12 protein-coding genes are annotated in these 14,580 nt (G+C 67.3%); 7 read left to right on the top strand and 5 right to left on the bottom strand.

Annotated features, from left to right (window positions below; genetic code table 11):
- Positions 1-22 precede the first annotated feature (22 nt).
- Positions 23-895 (bottom strand): L,D-transpeptidase, encoded by an 873-nt coding sequence (locus tag N2M23_RS09815; RefSeq protein ID WP_265445172.1) that lies wholly within the window; start codon positions 893-895, stop codon positions 23-25.
- Positions 896-980: 85 nt separating this feature from the next.
- The gene (locus N2M23_RS09810; protein ID WP_265445170.1) at positions 981-2,852 is read right to left on the bottom strand and encodes a S53 family peptidase; all 1,872 of its coding nucleotides are present in this window, start codon (positions 2,850-2,852) and stop codon (positions 981-983) included.
- A gap of 377 nt (positions 2,853-3,229) precedes the next feature.
- Here N2M23_RS09810 and paaI point away from each other — a divergent pair, with 377 nt between their 5' ends.
- The 4 genes from paaI to N2M23_RS09790 all read left to right on the top strand — a co-directional run bounded on the left by paaI (position 3,230) and on the right by N2M23_RS09790 (position 7,138).
- Positions 3,230-3,646: a hydroxyphenylacetyl-CoA thioesterase PaaI gene (gene paaI / locus N2M23_RS09805; protein ID WP_265445168.1), complete on the top strand. Its 417-nt coding sequence runs from the start codon at positions 3,230-3,232 to the stop codon at positions 3,644-3,646.
- Positions 3,643-4,941, top strand: a complete 1,299-nt coding sequence (locus N2M23_RS09800) for a phenylacetate--CoA ligase family protein (protein ID WP_265445166.1) — start codon at positions 3,643-3,645, stop codon at positions 4,939-4,941. The genes paaI and N2M23_RS09800 overlap by 4 nt, the downstream gene beginning before the upstream one ends.
- A gap of 35 nt (positions 4,942-4,976) precedes the next feature.
- The gene (locus N2M23_RS09795; protein ID WP_265445164.1) at positions 4,977-6,452 is read left to right on the top strand and encodes a hypothetical protein; all 1,476 of its coding nucleotides are present in this window, start codon (positions 4,977-4,979) and stop codon (positions 6,450-6,452) included.
- Between the two features lie 326 nt (positions 6,453-6,778).
- Positions 6,779-7,138: a hypothetical protein gene (locus N2M23_RS09790; protein ID WP_265445162.1), complete on the top strand. Its 360-nt coding sequence runs from the start codon at positions 6,779-6,781 to the stop codon at positions 7,136-7,138.
- A 731-nt stretch (positions 7,139-7,869) separates the two neighbouring features.
- On the opposite strand, the gene N2M23_RS09785 is transcribed toward N2M23_RS09790, so the two are convergent.
- Complete coding sequence (locus N2M23_RS09785) at positions 7,870-8,445, bottom strand: hypothetical protein (protein WP_265445160.1); 576 nt, start codon at positions 8,443-8,445, stop codon at positions 7,870-7,872.
- A 32-nt stretch (positions 8,446-8,477) separates the two neighbouring features.
- Between N2M23_RS09785 and galE the strand changes: the two genes are divergently transcribed.
- On the top strand, positions 8,478-9,500 hold the full coding sequence (gene galE / locus N2M23_RS09780) for a UDP-glucose 4-epimerase GalE (RefSeq protein WP_265445158.1): 1,023 nt from the start codon (positions 8,478-8,480) through the stop codon (positions 9,498-9,500).
- Positions 9,501-9,605: 105 nt separating this feature from the next.
- On the opposite strand, the gene N2M23_RS09775 is transcribed toward galE, so the two are convergent.
- Entirely contained in the window at positions 9,606-9,884 is a 279-nt protein-coding gene (locus N2M23_RS09775) for an MbtH family NRPS accessory protein (RefSeq protein WP_265445156.1), read from the bottom strand.
- Positions 9,885-10,015: 131 nt separating this feature from the next.
- Here N2M23_RS09775 and N2M23_RS09770 point away from each other — a divergent pair, with 131 nt between their 5' ends.
- Positions 10,016-11,737 carry an alpha/beta fold hydrolase gene (locus N2M23_RS09770; RefSeq protein WP_265445154.1) on the top strand — a complete coding sequence of 574 codons (1,722 nt, stop codon included), beginning with the start codon at positions 10,016-10,018 and terminating at the stop codon, positions 11,735-11,737.
- A 21-nt stretch (positions 11,738-11,758) separates the two neighbouring features.
- Here N2M23_RS09770 and argS read toward each other — a convergent pair whose 3' ends face one another.
- Complete coding sequence (gene argS / locus N2M23_RS09765) at positions 11,759-13,525, bottom strand: arginine--tRNA ligase (protein WP_265445152.1); 1,767 nt, start codon at positions 13,523-13,525, stop codon at positions 11,759-11,761.
- A gap of 191 nt (positions 13,526-13,716) precedes the next feature.
- Here argS and N2M23_RS09760 point away from each other — a divergent pair.
- On the top strand, positions 13,717-14,580 hold an 864-nt coding region (locus N2M23_RS09760), incomplete at its 3' end, for a DUF222 domain-containing protein (protein ID WP_425270214.1).

Raw genomic sequence — 14,580 nt, 5'->3', positions numbered from 1 at the left:
TGTGTTGTCCCTTCCCTCTGACTTATGCAGTGATATCTATCGGTGTGCCCGTGGGCAGCTTTGCGAAGGCGTCCAACGTGGCCTGCGGCACGCGCACGCAACCGTGCGAGACCTTGCCGAGTCGGCCCTTTTCCGTTGGCCACCCATGGACGGCGACCGTGCCCGGCCCCCCGCCGTAGGTGTCGAGCGTGTCGGAGTGCGTGCCCAGGGCGTAGATCACCGGCGAGAAGTTTTGCTTCGGGTCCACGAAGCTGCCGAGCAGGAAGGTCTGACCGACCGGAGTCGGCGTGTCCGCCATACCCTGGCCGATCGGCCAACTGCCGACCTTCTTGCCCGCCTTGCTGATGGTGATCGTCTCCGCACCGAGCGCAACCTTGACCGACCACGTCGTCTGCGCCATACCCAGGCCGGCTTCCGGCACCCAGGCAGTGCCGCCGTTGGGTTTGGCCGGCAGCCGCACCTGCGCCCAGCCGGACGTGGTGCGCAGCACCGGCAGCCAGGTGGCCGCACCGAACTGCGACTTCGGGATGACGGTGATCGGGTCGGCACCGGGCCTGGCGAAGCCGGGCATGTCGCGGGCGATGTTGATCGTGCGCCCGTTGCTCTGGGTCTGCAGGTCGACCGGCGCCTTGGGCACGGTGCCCTCCGTCGTGGCTCGCGGAAGTTTGGCGAGCACGTCGGCCGGCACGTTCGGCACCGGTATGGCGGGAGCCGCGGACGGGGTGCCGCTCGCCGACGAGGCGGCGGTCTGACCGTGCCCGCCGAAGAACTTCACGCCGACGAAGACGGCCAGGGCGACGACAAGGAAGCCCGCGAGGACGCCGACCACCGACGTCACCAGACGTCGTGTCGTGCCGTCGTCCGCACCGGCCCCGTGCTTGCCCTTTTGCGCCATCAGCTCTCTTTGTCAAACCCTGGTCGAGGGTGCGGCGTGCCCGTTGCTCACGGGCACGCCGCACCGTTCACTCCGACAAACGCGCTCAGCCGCCGAGCCCGGTCAGGAACGCCTGACCGGCAGGCTCACCGACACCGGTGATGTTGTCCCAGCCGGCCGCGGTGCGCAGCGAGTCGGGCTGCGAACTCACGCCGACGATGGCCTGGCCACTGCCGTCGTTGTACTCACCGAGCCAGGCGCCGTAGCGGTTCTGCGGACCGACGACGTCCAGCAGACCGGCCTTGCCCTTCAGCTTGTAGATCGCCGGCGCGACGTTGCCAATGCTGCGCTTGGTCAGCGCCTTGGACGCACCGACCATCGCCGCGACGAGCGGAGCCGCCTGGCTGGTGCCGCCACCGCTGGAGAAGGCGCTGGTGGAGGTGCCGGTCGAAATGGTCATCGCGGTCGCCGGGTCGGCGAGCGCGGCGATGTCCGGCACCGCTCGCTTGGTGGTGGACCCGGTCACGACGCCCTTCTGCCAAGCCGGCTGGGCGAACTGCGTGCTCACGCCACCACCGGCACCGACACCGTTGTGCGGCGCGGGCGTCTCCTGGATGCCGTTCAGCGAGTTCGGGTCGGGCTGGGCCCACCAGTTGGTGGCCCAACCGACGGTGAACTGGCGACCGCCGCCCTGCTTCAGACCGATCGCGGTGCCACCGACGGCGGTCACGAACGGCGACGACGACGGGAACTGCACCGCCTTCGGGCCGTCAGCAGTGTTGTCGCCCATGTCACCGGACGACACCAGGATGCTCATGCCGGTCAGGCTGGCCTGCTGCGCGATCCGGTTGAACTGCGCGTAGACCGACGCACCGCCGGCCTCCTCCGGGGCACCGAACGACATCGACAGCGCGGACACCTTGTGCGCGTTGACCGCGTCGGCGAACTTCTTGTTGATCGCGTCGAACGAGCAGCTGGCCGCGCCGTAGTAGGTGATCGACGCCTTCGGCGCGACCGCGTGCTGCGACTGGATGTCGAGGTTCTGCTCGGTGTAGTCGTTGCCGCACTCGGCAGCACCGGTGTAGGGGTCCGACGACGAGGTGTAGTTGGTCAGCTGCGGGTACTTGTAGTAGCTGGCCAGGTAGTTCGCGTTGGCCTTGGCATTCTTGTCGTCACCCCAGAGCAGGATGCCGAGCGAGGGCGCCACGGTGGCCGCGCTCTGCACGCCGTAGGTCGAGACGATCTGCTGCGGCGACATGGTGCACTGCACGTTGGACATGTCCGGGTACTTCTTGGCGGTCACGTAGAGGTTCTGACCCCAGTAGGTCGAACAGTTGGTGTTGCGCGCCGGTGCGGCGGCAACCGCGTTCGGCCGGGTCACCGTGGAACCGGTCTTCGGCAGCTGCGCCTTCGCCTTGGGCGGGGTGCCCTTCGCCCGGGCCAGGGTGCTCAGGCCCGAGACACCGGTGACGCCGAGCGATGCGGGCACGGTCGGGTCGGTGTTCGGTGCGACACCGTTGACGCCGAACAGGCTGGCCCGGCGGATCTGCACGCCGAAGGCCGAGTTGACCTTGTTGGCCGCACCGGTCACGTAAACGGCGCCGGCGGTGGTGTCGGAGGAGCTGACCTTCAGGCCCTTGCTCTTGGCCCAGTCCGCGACCTTCTTGACCGACGCGGGTGACGCCGCGAACAGCCGCTTGTACTCGGCCGGGCTGATCACGGTGCCCTTCGCGACGAACGAGTCGAGAAGAGCCTGGTTGCGCAGCGGCACAGTCAGCGTCAGGTTCATCGCGGTGGCTGCCGGTGCGGCGGCCCCGAACTGAATCTTGCTGTGCGCCTTGATCGACGCCGGACCGGAGTTGGTCAGCTTGATGTTCTTGCCGTTGTCGGCAGCGTGCGCCATACCGGCACCTGCTCCCGCCATACCAACCGCAGTCGTGACTGCGACGAAACCTGCCGCGAGGTGACGGCGTTTCATGTGTGTGCCTCCCTATGAGTTGGGCGATTGACCGAGCTTGAGCCGGGTGATGCGGGATGGTGTTGAGGGGTCTCAACCGGCGATGAGGGTGCGCCTGGGCACGCCGAAGCCACAGCACATCGCGAAGCGACTGCTGGCACGGGCATGTAGCTCTCCCCTCGACTGACACGCCATCTCGCGATCGCCCTCCCCCTTGGACTGCCGACCGCGCAACGGCACCGCGGTCTTTCTACCGCACAGTGCGTTGATAGGGAAGTCGATCAGCGAATATTCACCGCCCGTCCAGTTTTGCGCCGGCGAGTTCGTACCAGCGAGTAGGGGCACCGCTCGGCCGAATCCGGCGGCGCCGTCGGCAGTCAGGTGGCAGCATGCCCCTCATGAGCGAGCAGTTGGACCACGTCATGGCGATGTGGCGGTCCGATGACGCGTCCGCGGCACTTGGCATCGAACTGCTCGACGTCGGCGTCGACGACGGCCTCGGTTACGCCCGCACCCGGATGACGCTGACCGCGCGCCAGGTCAACGGGCACAATCTCGCGCACGGCGGTTTCATCTTCGCGCTCGCCGACTCGACATTCGCGCTCGCCTGCAATGCGCCCGGACGGCCGACGGTCGCCTCCGGCGCCGAGATCAACTTCGTCACCCCTGGATACCTGGGTGACGTGCTGGTCGCGGACGCCCACGAGCGCACCAGCTACGGCCGGTCGGGCATCACCGACGTGACCGTGCGGCGGGAAGCGGACGGGGAGATCGTCGCGGAGTTCCGCGGCCGGTCCAGGTCGCTGCAGTCATGACCGCGACCACCGACCGGTATGACGCAGCCGAGTCCTGGTCCCTCGACGCACTGCGGGCGCACCAACTCGCCCGCCTGCAGGAGACGGTCGCGCACGCCTACGCGAACGTGCCGCACTATCGCAACGCGCTGAGCTCGGCGGGAGTGGGACCTGAGGACATCCGGTCGCTGGAGGACGTGCGGCTGCTGCCGTTCACCGGCAAGGCGCAGTTGCGCGACAACTATCCGTTCGGCATGTTCGCCGTGCCTCGCTCGGAGGTGGTGCGGGTACACGCCTCGAGCGGCACCACCGGGACCCCGACCGTCGTCGGCTACACCCGCGAGGACATCGACACCTGGGCCGGCTTGGTCGCCCGGTCGCTGTTCGCGGCCGGCGTCCGGCCCGGTGACGTGGTGCAGGTCGCCTACGGCTACGGCCTGTTCACCGGTGGCCTTGGAGCGCATTACGGAGCCGAGCGGCTCGGCTGCACGGTCGTGCCGATGTCCGGCGGGCAGACCGCCAAGCAGGTGCAGCTCCTGCGCGACTTCGGCGCGCGAGCGATCATGGTGACGCCGTCATACTTCCTGTCGATCCTCGACGAGATGACCACACAAGGCATCGACCCCGCCGAACTCCCTTTGTCGACAGGCGTTTTCGGCGCCGAGCCGTGGACCGACGCGATGCGGGCCGAGATCGAGCAGCGTGCCGGGATCGACGCGGTCGACATCTACGGGCTGTCCGAGGTGATGGGTCCGGGTGTCGCGCAGGAGTGCGTGGAGACCAAGGACGGCCCGACGATCTGGGAGGACCACTTCCTGCCCGAGATCGTCGACCCATTCACCGGCGAGCCGGTGCCGGACGGCGAGGAGGGCGAGTTGGTCTTCACCTCACTCACCAAGCAGGCGATGCCGGTGCTGCGCTATCGCACCCGCGACCTGACCCGGCTGCTGCCCGGGACCGCACGGCCGAGCTTTCGCCGGATGGCGAAGATCACCGGCCGCAGCGACGACCTGATGATCGTGCGCGGGGTCAATGTGTTCCCGACCCAGATCGAAGAGCTGGCCCTGGCCCACGAGGGGCTCTCGCCATACTTTCAGTGCGTGCTGACCCGGCCCGGCCGGATGGACGAGTTAACCGTGAATGTCGAAGCGGCAGAAGGATTCTCGTCCGACGGGTGGGTGGAGGTCGAGCGGACACTCGCGGCACAGATCAAGGACCGGATCGGCACCACCGCCACCGTCACGGTGCTGCCGCCCGGCGGGATCGAGCGGTCGGTCGGCAAGGCGCGGCGCATCGTCGATCGGAGACCGCGCTGATCCTTCCTGACCGCACTCGCCCTACAGTGCGCGCTGTGGGAGGGCGACTGACGGGTGCACGCTGGGCGGTCGCCGTGGGTGTGCTCGTCTGCATTCCCCTTGTCAGCTGGTCGATCTGGTGGATCGCACTCGGCTGGCTGCCACAGGGCGACGAGGGCATCATCGCGATGAAGGTGCACGACGTCTTCAGCGCCAACCCACCCCTGCTCGGCATGCGCTCGACGAGCGACATCAGCGCGCCCGGTGTGTGGGCCCACCACCCGGGGCCGATGGAGTTCTACCTGCTCGCCATCCCGTATGCCGTCAGCGGCTGGCACCCGGCCGGGCTGCTGATCGGCTGCCTGCTGTTGGCGATCCTGGTCGTGGCGCTCACGATCTGGCAGGCGTGGACCGCTGCCGGCACCCGCGGCGTCTGGCTCGCCGGGGTCTCGATCCTCGGTGCCGAGGTCATCGTCGGACCACCCATTGTGCTGCCGTGGAACCCCTGGCCGCCGGTGCTGGCGACCGCCGCGCTCATGGTGCTGTCCTGGCGGGTGCTGCGCGGACGGCTGTCCGCACTGCCGTGGCTCGCGGTGATCGCCAGTTACGTGCTGCAGTCGAACCTCGCCCTCATCCCGATGGTTGCCCCGCTGCTCCTGCTGTTGAGCGGCGTCGGCCTGGTGCGCTGGCGGGAGGAGCGCGGTGCCTTGTGGCCGCTGCCGGGCACTGGCGGGCCGGCTCGCCATACGGTCTGGTGGAAGCGCCCGGGTGTGCGCGCCACCGCGCTGACGTTGCTGTGCTGGGCGCCGCCGATCCTGGAGATCGGACTGATCAGCCCGAACAACCCGTCGCAGGTCGGCAAGCTGGTGGTGCATTCACTCGCCTCCCCTGTCGCGATGGTCGGTGCCGTCGTGCTGCTCGCCGCCATCGGGTGCGCGTCATGGAAGCTCGGGCAGCGTCGGTCGATCCCGAATGTCGTTGCAGTGCGGTGGATCTCGGGAGCGCTCTGGGTCGGCGTGGTCGCCGCGTTCATCGCCGGCGGAGCCGGCCGTTCGGTCTACCTGTTGTTGGCCGTCGGCGGCCTGTGTTTCGCGATCGCCGCTTGGGTGTACCCGCGCCTGCCCGAACGCGCCATGCCTCCGGCGGTGACCTGTGCGACGGGGGCCGCCGTCATCGTCCTGGCGCTGCTGCTGCCCTACGCCGAACGCCAGTCGGTCCCATACGTCCGCACCGAGACCGACACCGCCAACGCCAAGAGCGCCGTCTCCCAGTCGTTGGCGGCCCTGCGGTCGCACGGCGTGCGTGGCGCCGCGGTCGTGGTGCGGGCCGACGGCTTCTACAGCGTGGTCAGCTATCAGACCGCGGTCGCGGCCGCGCTGTATGCCGAGGGCTATCGCCCCTACTACGACTCCGCCTGGCCCAACCGTGAGGACGACTCGTTCCGCCGGGTCAAACATGCACCGCGCAGTGCCGTGACGCTCACGCTCACCGACGGGGATCCGGTGACGGTGGGATTTCACCCCTCAGGGTGAGGCGCGCCCGAGATACATTGGACTACTTTCGAACGTGTCAGGGAGGCACTCGGTTTCGCGTGAAAGCGCTTGACGGGCAATGTGTTTGGCGTGTCATGGCACTGTCGTGTCGACTTTCGGTGCTGCACTGACAGTCCTGGCTGCGTGCGCTGGTTGCGCCGCCGGTTTGGTCACTGCGGGTGGGGTGTTGAGCACCGCGCCGGTCGCGGATGCTGCGACGAGTGTGTCGCCGGTGTTGACCGGGGCGCGGGGTTCGGCCACGAGGGTGCCGTTCCAGGTCAGCCCGCAGGTGTCGGCGTCGGTGGATGTTGGACACGGGGAACTTGATGGTGACCACGAAGGATCGGAGCCTGGCCGGGGTGAACGGCCAGTTGCAGCCTCTCGGCTTGGTGTTCAATTCCCTCACGCTGGGGTCGGGCTCCGCGGTGAGTAAGAGCCAGGGTGGGCGGGGGTTCTTCATGCCGTTCGGCTCCGACACTCGGCTGATCACGAACGACGATGGGTCGGTGCTGTTCGTGGGCATAGACTCCCAACAGGGCGTGTTCAAGCCGGTCAGTGGTGGCGGATACGCGCTGGCGGCGACGATGAACAAAACGTTGACGAAGAACAGTGACGGCACCTACACGGTGCTCGATGTGCCGTCGGGACTATCGACCCCGCAGGACGAGATGTATGGGACGTTGTGACCGGGGTCGCGTCCTGGGGATTGAGACTTGGCACCGACTACGCAGGTGGAATACTAGCTGCCGATGTCGCTGCTGCAGCATGTGCCGTTGGAGGAATCAGCGAACCTCTCGTGCCAACATGTTATGAAACAGGTTTTGTTGTTGGGGCAACTGTGACAGACATGCTCCAGCAGAAAGGCTACAATCCCCTACTCACCGGATGACGCGAGATCAGTCATGAACACTCGCAGAGCGACTCTGAGTTTGCGTATCGCCGCTTTGATAGTATTTCTCTGTGGCGTCGCGTCCGGCGCTATCTATAAAGCTTTTGGAGTTTCGCACGGTCGAACATTCTACCTTGGAACTCTCTCTGCCGCCTTGCTGTTAGCCCTTTTCCTTCAGAGAGCAGCGAATAAGAGTTCCCGCATGGAGCACACCGATTAATTGAGTTCGATCATGCGTGGCGGCGACGCCCGCTTTGGGTAGCCTGGTCTTGAGAAGATCTCTTATCAAACCGCTGCCGGAGGCAGCGGAGATCGGTCGAAATAGCCACAGATGAGCCGCCGTCTCGTGAGAACGGAAACCAACTTTCCTGTAAATTGGTACCTATCGGTGCAGTCACGACGTAGTGAAAGACCAGTCACCCTCGGTGCTCGGCCGACGAGCTCGGGCATCACCGAGCATCGCTCATGGCTCGGACGGGCCTCCCCCGTGACAGCGACACGGTGGCCGGGACGCGAAGCACGGCCCGGCTACTCCGCCGGCCGCAAGCGGGTGAGCTGGTCGAGGAAGTGGTCGACCGCCACCGAGTCGTAGCCGGATCGGCCGAGGCGCGACATGTAGAACTTGGCCGACTGCACGTCGGGCAGTTCTTCGCCCTTGGCCATCGCGACTAGCACCCGGTCGAGGAAGTCGTCGACTTCGCCCACCTCGTAGGCACTGCGGCGGGTCGATGGGAATTGCATCTCGCGCACCCAAACCTGTTGCTGCCTGGTCCAATTCAGCCGCCGGTCGGCGGGTGACGGCTCGGGGGAGGTCGACCGCGCGACGACCGCCGCGTGCGCGGCCTCGTCGAACTGCCGCTGCCACTCACCGACGTGCGAGAAGAGCGCCTCCACGGGCTCGGGCGCATAGCCCTCCCGCAGATACGAGCGGCGCAGTGCGGTGGTCGCGATCGGCGGCACCGGTCGTCCCCCGCGCATCAGCGCGACGATGCGGTCGAGCTGCCGTTGCACGTCGGCCACGACATACCCACCTCGCGGCTGCATCGGCAGGGCCGGGTTCTCGACGCGGGCGATGTGATCGGCGGTCCACGGAGTCCTGGTCACGGCACCATCGTCGCACCCGTACCCTGAGCCCCATGCGTGTACTCGTCTCCGGCGGCGCCGGTTACATCGGCTCCCACACCGTGCTCGCCCTTCTCGACCGGGGTCACGACGTCGTCATCGTCGACGATTTCGCCAACAGCAAGCCGACCGTGCTCGGCCGCCTGGAAGCGTTGTCCGGCAAGCAGATTCCGTTGCACTCCTTCGACCTGACCGACGCCGACAAGACCGAGCGGCTCTTCGCGCAGGAGCAGTTCGATGCGGTGATCCATTTCGCCGGTTACAAGGCCGTCGGCGAGAGCGTCGACAAGCCGCTGGAGTATTACCGCAACAACCTCGACAGCACGTTCTCCCTCGCCCGCGCGATGACCAAGCACGGCGTCGACAAGCTCGTCTTCTCCTCCTCCGCCACCGTGTATGGCGACAATGCGCCGGTCCCCTATAGCGAGGACTACCAGCCGCTTTCGGCTGCCTCGCCATACGGCCGGACGAAGGTGATGATCGAGCAGGTGCTCACCGACATCGCCGCGATCAGCGAGGGCTGGAAGGTCGCGCTGCTGCGCTACTTCAACCCGGTCGGCGCGCACCCGTCGGGTCAGATCGGCGAGGATCCGCAGGGCGTGCCGAATAACCTGATGCCTTTCATCGCCCAGGTCGCGGTCGGGCGGCGCGACAAGCTCAACGTCTTCGGGGACGACTACCCGACCAAGGACGGCACCGCCGAGCGCGACTACATCCACGTCATGGACCTCGCCGAAGGACACGTCGCCGCCCTGGAGCACCTCGACGCGATGACCGAGCCGGTGCGGCCGTTCAACCTCGGCACCGGCACCGGCACCTCGGTGCTGGAGATGCTGCACGCGTTCGAGCGCGCGGTCGGCCGGGAGCTGCCCTACGAGGTCGGCCCTCGGCGGGCCGGTGACCTGCCGGCGTACTGGGCCGACGCGACCCGGGCCCACCAAGAGCTGGGCTGGGAGGCGACGCGCACGATCGACGACATGTGCGCCGACACCTGGCGCTGGCAGTCGCAGAACCCGCAGGGCTTTCCGGACGCCTGACCGCGGGCGAGGTAGCGATCCGCCGGTCGAGTAGCGGCGAGCACCCTTGATCCGCCGGTCGAGTAGCGGCGAGGAACGAGCCGCGTATCGAGACCGCGGCCGCTGTCAGTTCGTGGCGCGCTCGGGCAGTGGCCAGCTCGTGGCCGGCACCCCCGTGGGGTGCTTCTCGCCACGGTGCCGCTCGACATACGCCTCGCACTGCTGCAGCGTGCCGGGACCGAATGCGACCTGCCAGTCGGCCGGAATCGACGAGCCGACGGGCCAGATCGTCAATCGCTCGACGCGACCGACGAGCACGAAATACAAACCCGAATACGACGGGCCGGACATGACTTCCTCCAGGTAGCCGGTGGTCCCCCGAGTCACCGTGCCCGCATGGGGCATGTGACAAGTGTGGCCCCATTCGTCCGACGTTCGCAGCCGAATACCCACATCCGGTCGCCGTTCGGAACCGGTCGCTGCGTTGCGCACGTCAATCACGGCGACCCGTTAGCAGGCTCCCAAGGAGTTCCACGATGAACCGCCGCCCCGTCCGCCTCGCCTCCCTCGGCGCCGCATCCGCGCTGCTCGCCACCTCCGGTGCCGTGTATGCCGGGGCGACCGCCGACGCTGCGGCCCCGGCCGCCGGCGGCCTCTCGCCGAACGGCGCCAACCTGACGAAGTACACCTCGCAGCAACTCGACTGGAGCGCGGCAACCTGTCCCAAGGAGGTTCGCACTCTCGGCAAGGCCGCCGCGCGCAGCCAGTGCACGAAAGTAGTTGCGCCCAAGGACTATTCGGACCCCAGCAAGGGTGACATCTCGCTGATGGTGACCAGGACGACGGGCGAGCAGCCGGCAAAGAACCCGCGCTATGTCTTCACCAACCCGGGCGGCCCGGGCGGTCCCGCCGCCCGCTTTTCGGTGCTGGTGTCGGCCCTGTCTCCGTTGGGTAAGAACGAGACGGTCATCGGGGTCGACCCGCGGGGCACCGGCGAGAGCACGCCGGTCAGCTGCAAGCCTGCCCGGTCCAATGTGACCGACAACCGCAAGCTGACCGACGCCAACGTGCGCGAGCTGCAGGCCGCGACAAAGAAGATGGTCGACGACTGCGTCGCGGCGCATGGTGACTACTTGCCCTACATCACCACCGACAACACCGCTCGTGACCAGGACCTGGTGCGGCAGCTGGTCGGCGCGAAAACCATTGACTACTACGGCGTCTCGGCCGGCACCTGGCTCGGCGCGCACTACGCGACGCTCTTTCCGCAGCAGGTCGGCCGGTTCGTGCTCGACAGCAACACCGCCTTCACCGACAGTTTCCAGACCAGCTTCGGTTACCAGCCGATGGGCTTCCAGCGCCGCTTCGGCGGCCAGTTCGTCCCGTGGGCGGCCCGGCACGACTCCACCTACCGGCTCGGCTCAACCCCGAAGGATGTCCAGGCGACCTTCGACAAGGTGCGCACCGCGGCCGGTGAGGGCAAGCTCGGCGTCTTCACCCCTAACGTCATCGACAATGTGATGGCGCAGGAGATGTACTCCGACAAGAGCTTCGCCACGGCCGCGAAATTTCTCGGCTTCCTCGACGAGGCGGCAGACGGCGATCGGGCGGCGCTCTACCAGGCGTTCATGCTGCTGCAGGGCGGGTCGGACAGCTACACCGACAACCGCGAGAGCACTACCTTCATGGCGACCACCTGCAACGACACGGACTGGAGCAAGGACCCCAATTCGTATGTCGCTGCGGCACGTTCGACCGGCCCGAAGTTCCCGCTCACGGGCTATCACCAGGTCGTCAACCCCTGTGCGTACTGGCCCTACAAGGCGACCAACACCAAGATCGACCTGTCGAAGGCGCCGAAGCTTATGATGGTGAATACGACGGTCGACCCGGCCACGCCATACGAGGGCGCGGTCAAGGCGCACGAGGCATCGCCGAACACCGTGCTGTTGAGCGTCTCCGATCAGGGCGCGCATGGCGCTGTCCTGGGCAGCAAGAACACCTGCGTCACCGACGCGGCATACGGGTTTCTGACCGATGGCATTGCGCTGAAACAGGATTCGGTCTGCCCCGGCATCCCGCTGCCGGGCGACGACAAGGTCTACCCGGTCGGCCCGAAGGTGTCCGGACCGCGACCGGATGCCACGCAACCCCCGACGAAGAAGCCTGAGGAGAAGAAGTCCCCGGACCTCGCCGACGCGTTGATCAAGCTGCTGGAGAAGTTCGTCGGCGACATCCTCGGCGGCCCGCACAAGTGACGGCCGGAGCCGGGCGCGGCCTCACATCTGCTCGGGTGCTTCGATGCCGAGCAGGTCGAGGCCGCGCACCAGCACCCGAAGGGTGAGGGCGCACAACGCGATCCGGCTGTCTCGCACCTGCGCCGGCTCGGCCTTGAGCACCGGGCAGTGCTCGTAGAAGGTCGTGAACGCCGACGCCAGCTCGTAAAGGTATGCCGCCAGCCGGTGCGGCTCGAGAGTCACACCGACCTGGGCGACGACGGCACCGAACTCCAACAGCCGCAGGGCAAGTGCGCGCTCGGCCGGCTCGGTCAGGACGATCGGTCCCTTCGGGTCGGCCGTGTCTGCCCTGCCCAGGATCGAGCGCAGTCGGGCCGTCGCGTACTGCAGATAGGGACCGGTGTTGCCCTGCAGCGCGAGCATCCGGTCCAGGTCGAAGGTGTAGCCGGAGTCGTGCGAGACCGACAGGTCGGCATACTTGATCGCGCCGACGCCGACCTGGTGGGCGATGGTCGCCCTCGTCTGCTCGTCGAGGTCGGGACGCGACTCGGCAACGACCTCGGCGGCCCGCTCCAACGCCGAGTCGACCAGCGACTGGAGCGACACGACATCGCCGGAGCGGGTGCGCAGGATCTTGCCGTCGGCGCCCACGACATTGCCGATCTGCACGTGGATCGGCTCGGTGCCCTTGATCCAGCCGGCCTTGTCGGCGGCCGACCAGACCATCTGGAAGTGCAGGTGCTGCGGCGCGCCCACGACATACAACGCGCGGTCGGCATGCAGGTCGAGCGAACGATGCCGGATCGTCGCCAAATCCGTTGTGGCATAACCATATCCGCCATCGGACTTACGAATGATCAGCGGCACCGGCTTGTCGTCGCGACCGATGAACTCGTCCTGGAAGATGCAGAGGGCGCCGTCGCTGATGACCGCAATGCCCTTGGCTTCCAATGAGTCACAGACCTCGGCAAGCTCGTCGTTGTATGACGACTCGCCGCGGATGTCGTCGTCGGTGAGCGTGATGCCGAGCTCGGCATACACCCGATTGATGTACGTGCGGGTGAACGCCATGATCTCGTCCCAGAGCCGCAGGCTGTCTGCGTCGCCGCTCTGCAACGTCGCCACCCGCCTGCGGGCACGAGTCGCGAAATCGCCTGCAGATCCTGCCGGTTCGGCCTTGTCGGAAGCATCGAACTTCGCCCGGGCGGCTTGATAGAAGGCGTTGGGGTCGGTCTCGAGCAGCTTCGCCTCGTCGCTGTCCTCACCGACCTCGAGCAGGTGCTCGATCAGCATGCCGAAGGCGGTGCCCCAGTCACCGAGGTGGTTTTGCCGGATCACGTTGTGCCCCAACGCTTCCAGCGTGCGCACGAGAGAGTCGCCGACGACGGTCGTGCGCAGGTGATGGACCAGCATCTCCTTGGCCGCGTTGACCGAGGAGTAGTCGACGACGACGATCTCCTGCTCCGGGGTCGGGATCCCGAGCCGGTCGTCGCCGAGCTCACTGGTCGCGGCCGCCGCGATCCAGTCGGTGCGCAACCAGATGTTGAGGAAGCCGGGGCCGGCGATCTCGACCTTGTCGATCAGGTCGTCGTCGGTGGGCAACGCGTCGACGATCGCCTGCGCCACCTCCCTCGGGGGCTTGCCAACCTGCTTGGCGAGGGCCATCGCCGCGTTCGCCTGGAAGTCGGCGTCCGACTGGCGCGGGTTCGCCGGACGGATCACCGGGTCGGCCTCTCGCCACTGCGCGCCGAAGGCGGTGGCGATCGCCTCCTGGACGCGCGCGGTCAGGGCAAGAGTGGGATCGATCATGCCCCCAAGATTAAGGCGTGGCGGCGCGGAGTCGTGACGTCGTCCGTCCGGAGCTGCACTCGCGGGCGAATTCGATGCCGTGAGCCAAGGTGACGCCCAAGAATTTTCCTCGGACATATGTACCAAACCGGTAATTCGCGGTATCATGACAACACGACGAAAACCACTGCAGCGGAAGGAGATTCGAGCCCATGTCTCTCGATTCTGCCCTGTCGCTGCCGGATCGTCCGGAGGTGCCGGACGGGGCATCGCGGGTGCCGGTTGAGCCGGGTCGTGGGCCGGAGGTTTTGGCGCAGTTGCAGGCGGTCGCGGCCATAGCCGGTGAGGTGCCGGGTGTGCTGCACCAGCTCGGGGAGGAGCAGTTGGAGGCGCTGACCGAAACACTGCTGGGTCTGTCCGGCCGGTTCGCCCAGCTTGCGACCGTCGCGACCGCGGAGGCGGTCGACCGGGGCACGGTCGCGGGCTCGACGGCGGCGAACACCACCCAGTGGGTGGCCCGGCACGCCGCGGCGGCTGGGGTGCCGGTTGAACCGGTGGAGGCGAAGTCGATCGCGGTGGTGGCGGAGGCGTGCCGGGAACCGGAGAACGCGGTGATCGCGGCAGCAGTCGCGCAGGGCAGCTGCACGGTGTCGACGGCGCGGGCCGCGTTGACCAACGCGGACAAGGTGGCACCGGTGGTGCCGTCCGCGGACCGGGGTGAAGTGTTGTCGTGGTTCCTGCAACTCGATCCGTCGCTCGGGGTCAAGGGTGTGCAGGCGTTGACCCGGAAGATCCTGGCTACCTTCGCATCGGAGGCGTTGTCGGCGCAGGACGCGAAGCTCGAACAGGTCGAGACGTTGACCTGGGGCACCACGGCCACGGGGATGACCCGGTTGGTGGCCGAGTTGGCGCCGGCGAATGCGGCGGTGGTGAAGGCGGCGATCACCGCCGGCTCCGCACCCCGACCCGCCACCGCAGACCAGACGCCCGGTGCCGGTGACCCGACCGTGGCCACCGGTGCCAGTAAGACCGTGCGGGATGACCGCACCCCGGGCAAACGCCGTGCCGACGCGTTG

Origin of the sequence: Flexivirga meconopsidis (assembly GCF_026162425.1) — a bacterium.
In the GTDB taxonomy this organism is placed as follows: Bacteria; Actinomycetota; Actinomycetes; order Actinomycetales; family Dermatophilaceae; genus Flexivirga; species Flexivirga meconopsidis.
Note: the sequence above shows the minus strand (reverse complement) of the source record. Positions and strands in the feature narration are given on the sequence as shown.